At 50.3% G+C, this 3,443-nt stretch carries 2 protein-coding genes and 1 pseudogene; all 3 read right to left on the reverse strand.

Annotated features, from left to right (window positions below):
• The coding region (locus Q7P67_RS13360; RefSeq protein WP_303852733.1) for a 4Fe-4S dicluster domain-containing protein at nucleotides 1–312 on the reverse strand (312 nt) is incomplete at its 3' end.
• A 14-nt stretch (nucleotides 313–326) separates the two neighbouring features.
• Complete coding sequence (locus tag Q7P67_RS13365) at nucleotides 327–3,224, reverse strand: molybdopterin-dependent oxidoreductase (protein WP_303852734.1); 2,898 nt, start codon at nucleotides 3,222–3,224, stop codon at nucleotides 327–329.
• A gap of 11 nt (nucleotides 3,225–3,235) precedes the next feature.
• Nucleotides 3,236–3,443 (reverse strand): annotated as a pseudogene (locus Q7P67_RS13370) (hypothetical protein); the annotation flags it as partial.

The raw sequence follows: 3,443 nt of genomic DNA on the forward strand, positions 1-3,443 counted from the left end.
ACACGCTACAAGACAAGCCCTGATATCCTGACAGAGGTCACGGTTTACTATTACTATGCCGTCCTCTTCACGTTTGTAAATCGCTCCCACGGGGCAAGCCGCAGTACATGCGGGGTTTGCGCAGTGGTTGCAGGACATCACGAGGTTAAATACCTTTACGTCGGGGAAGGTGCCGACCTCTTCGTCGGAGAGTCTTCTCCATCTCGCCTGACCGGGCTTAACGTCGTTCCAGTCCTTACAGGCAACCACACAGGCGTGGCAGCCCATACATCTGTTTTGGTCAAAGTAAAATGCCATCTGTTTTGCAGACATGTGATCTCTCCCTGTTAAGCCTTAGTGATCTTCACGCGGCAGTCGTTGGCAGAGGTCATACCCTTGCATATCCTTGAGGGGCGTGCAGTAATGACCGTGTTTCCGTTTCCGCCGATATCGATGCCCTGTGCATCCTTTTTCTGCCAGCTTCCCTGACCGATGTAGATGATCTTTTTAGGTACTCTCTGAGTGACCTTAACGGAAACATACATCTTGCCCCTGTCGTTCTGGATGAGCGCTTTGTCGCCTGTGGCAAGACCAAGATCTGCCGCGTCGGCAGGGTTCAGCCAGATAGGTTCATAAACGTTGTCGTCCCAGACTCCGTCTGTGTATTCACGGTTGGGGTCGAGGAAAGCAGGGTTGCCGTTTTTATCTTTCTTATAGTTCTCATCAAGATACGCAATGTTGTTCAGCGTTGAGTGAGAACGGTACATAAGGTGCCATGTGTGAAGAGTATATGTGTACCCTTTCGCATTGCAGCCCAGCGGGTCATCGTGCGCCATAGCGTCGGAAGGATTTGTAGTATCCACAGCATGTCTTCCCTCAACAGCGGGGATATACATGGGGATGGGATATACGAATCTTCTGGCGGTACTGTCGCCGTGATATTTGGAATAGATTGTTCCGCTGCCGTACAGAGTGCTGACTCCGCCGTCGTCTGTTGTGGAGGTATCAATATTCTCGTTATATCTGGCTTCGTAGTCCTCCATGATGTTAAGGCTGTATGCCTCAAATTTACCGGAGGGTGTGCTCAGAGCATTGTTCGCAGGGTCGTCGCGGAACGCTTTGAATTTAATGGCATACTGGGATGATGTGTAGGTTGTGTGCAGTGATGCCACGCCTTTTTCGCACCATTCTTCGTATGTCATACCGTATTTGGTTGAAAGGTTGGCTGAATCCCAGCCGCTTTTGATCCTTTCCTCCATACCCGCCTGACCTTCTGAGAAGCCGCCGAGGAAATCAGATTTCAGACCGAGTTTGTCGGCGATACCTGTGCAGATTTCATATTCGGAAAGTACTTCGCCGGGAGCGTCAACGATTTTGTTGATGCGGATGCAGACCTCGCCGGTACCCCATGCGTTAGCAGAACCGGGTTTCTCTCCTACCATTGTTGCGGGGAGAACGTAGTCTGAAATGGCTGCCGAAGGTGTCATAAAGTGGTCGATTGTCACGAGACATTCGCATTTTGACCTGTCTTTATAAATATCAAGGTTATAGTTAACATCACCTGACTGGTTAGCTGGTATGTTTCCGCTGAAGTTGATGATGAACTTACCGAAACCTGCGGGCAGTTTTTTTATCTGACCGTAGTTCCATTTTGATGCTCCTGTTCCGTTGTTGTGGTCAACAGCATCGGGAACAGTGAACACGGGAATGTTTGACATCTGACCTGTGGGAATATATGCGGTGGGAGATGTCATTCTGTCTGAAGCGTAAATGGTGCTCTTGAGGTTTACACCGTTGGTCACGCCATCAGTCATCTTTGTGCTAGGAGTCGCGGCTGTCACGTTGTTGATGTTCTTTCCGGAGCTGCGTCCTGCCGCACCGAAGTTTTTGGTTACAACTGAGAAGATACGGTTAAGCCATACAGCCTGTTCCTGCTCTGTGTGGCGCTGATAGCCGCCGCCTATCCATGTAGACACTTTTTTGTCGAGATACATCTCGGCGAGTTCGCGTATCTTGGCAGCGGGAACGCCAGTTATCTTTTCAGCCCATTCGGGTGTTTTCGGAGCCTGACCCCATATTTTCACTGTTTTACCGTAAAGGTCATCGTCAGCGTTCACTTCATAACCTATCGTGTTCGGATAGATTGAAGTTGCGGTATTGACAGTAGCAGTAACAAGGTCTGTTTCAGTACCCATGATGAAGGCTGAAAGTGAGCCGCCTGCGGGAACTGTATATTTTGTTGCATCCACATCGGCGTGATACAGAGTGTTGCCTGTATCGAAGAAACCGAAGCAGTGGTCTTTGATGAACTGAACATCGATGTCTGCCATGCGTGTTTTAAGAAGGTGATACATCATCGCAAGAAGCAGAGCGGCATCTGTACAGGGCATAACGCTGATAAACTCGTCCGCCTGTGTTGCCGCTGTTTTTGAAAGCTGAGTGTCAACGGCTATTACGCGAACACCCTTTTCTCTTATCTGAGTAAGATACCAGTTAGTGTTCGTTCCGAATACCGTTTCATTGGGGTTAAAGCTCCACAGAACGAGGCAGTCGGAGTTAACAGCATCCTGACGTCCGTTACCCTCAGGGTTGGACTGTTTGCCATCGATGAACTGACCTATGTGAAGCAGTGAGGGGAAGCTGTATGTCGTATAATATGCTGTCGCTCCGCCCATGAGGTTATGAAGTCTGCTCACAGAGCTGGAAGCCCAGCCAGTAGCGTCACCTGATGCATACATACCGTGGAAGCCGTATGCGCCGAAGCGGGATTTGACATCCTGCATCTTAGCGGCAATCTCTGTGAAAGCCTGCTCCCATGAAATTCTCTGGAAGCCGTTCATATCGCCCCTGTTTCCCATCTGTTTCAGAGGGTAAAGCAGTCTGTCGTTGCGGTAGAACCACTGTTTTCTGGAGCGGCATCTTACGCAGGAACGGTATTGAGGATCGTCTCCGCCTCCGAGAGGAAGGTCGGGACGCTCGTCGGTGACGATTCTCTTCACAACGCCGTCTTTTACATAATATTTACTTACGCAGCGTCCGCCGCAGTTGTGGGGTGTAGCTCCTGCAACAACTTTTTCAGTTATCTTGGGAACATCGACGGTCTCGCCCTCTTCCATATAGGTCTTGCCGCCGCCTCCGCCGCCGCAGCCGTAAAGAGCCGCAGTCGCTCCCGCCACGCTCGCTCCTTTAAGGAAGGTACGGCGGGTAAAAACTGTATTGTTCAGAAGTTTATCTTTAAAACTCATGATCTTGCTCCCTATTTGCTGTACTGGTTAGGTGCATGTGCCGTTTTGTGGCAGGTAAAACAGGTGGTCTCCTGTATCGGGTAATGACAGCCTGTCGTACAGTGTCTGTTAAGAGGCTCACGCCAGCCGGGTCTGTGGCTCGCAGGCGGTGTGCTCTTGTGACACTCTATGCAGGAATCCTCTTTGTGGCACGCTGCACACTTGTTCCTGTCCCATCTC

The sequence above is a fragment of the Seleniivibrio woodruffii genome, from assembly GCF_029267515.1.
Classification (GTDB): domain Bacteria; phylum Chrysiogenota; class Deferribacteres; order Deferribacterales; family Geovibrionaceae; genus Seleniivibrio; species Seleniivibrio woodruffii_A.

What these genes read in the sequence shown, in the direction of transcription:
- Q7P67_RS13365 (WP_303852734.1), bottom strand. Translation starts at nt 3,224, where the DNA reads ATGAGTTTTAAAGATAAACTTCTGAACAATACAGTTTTTACCCGCCGT.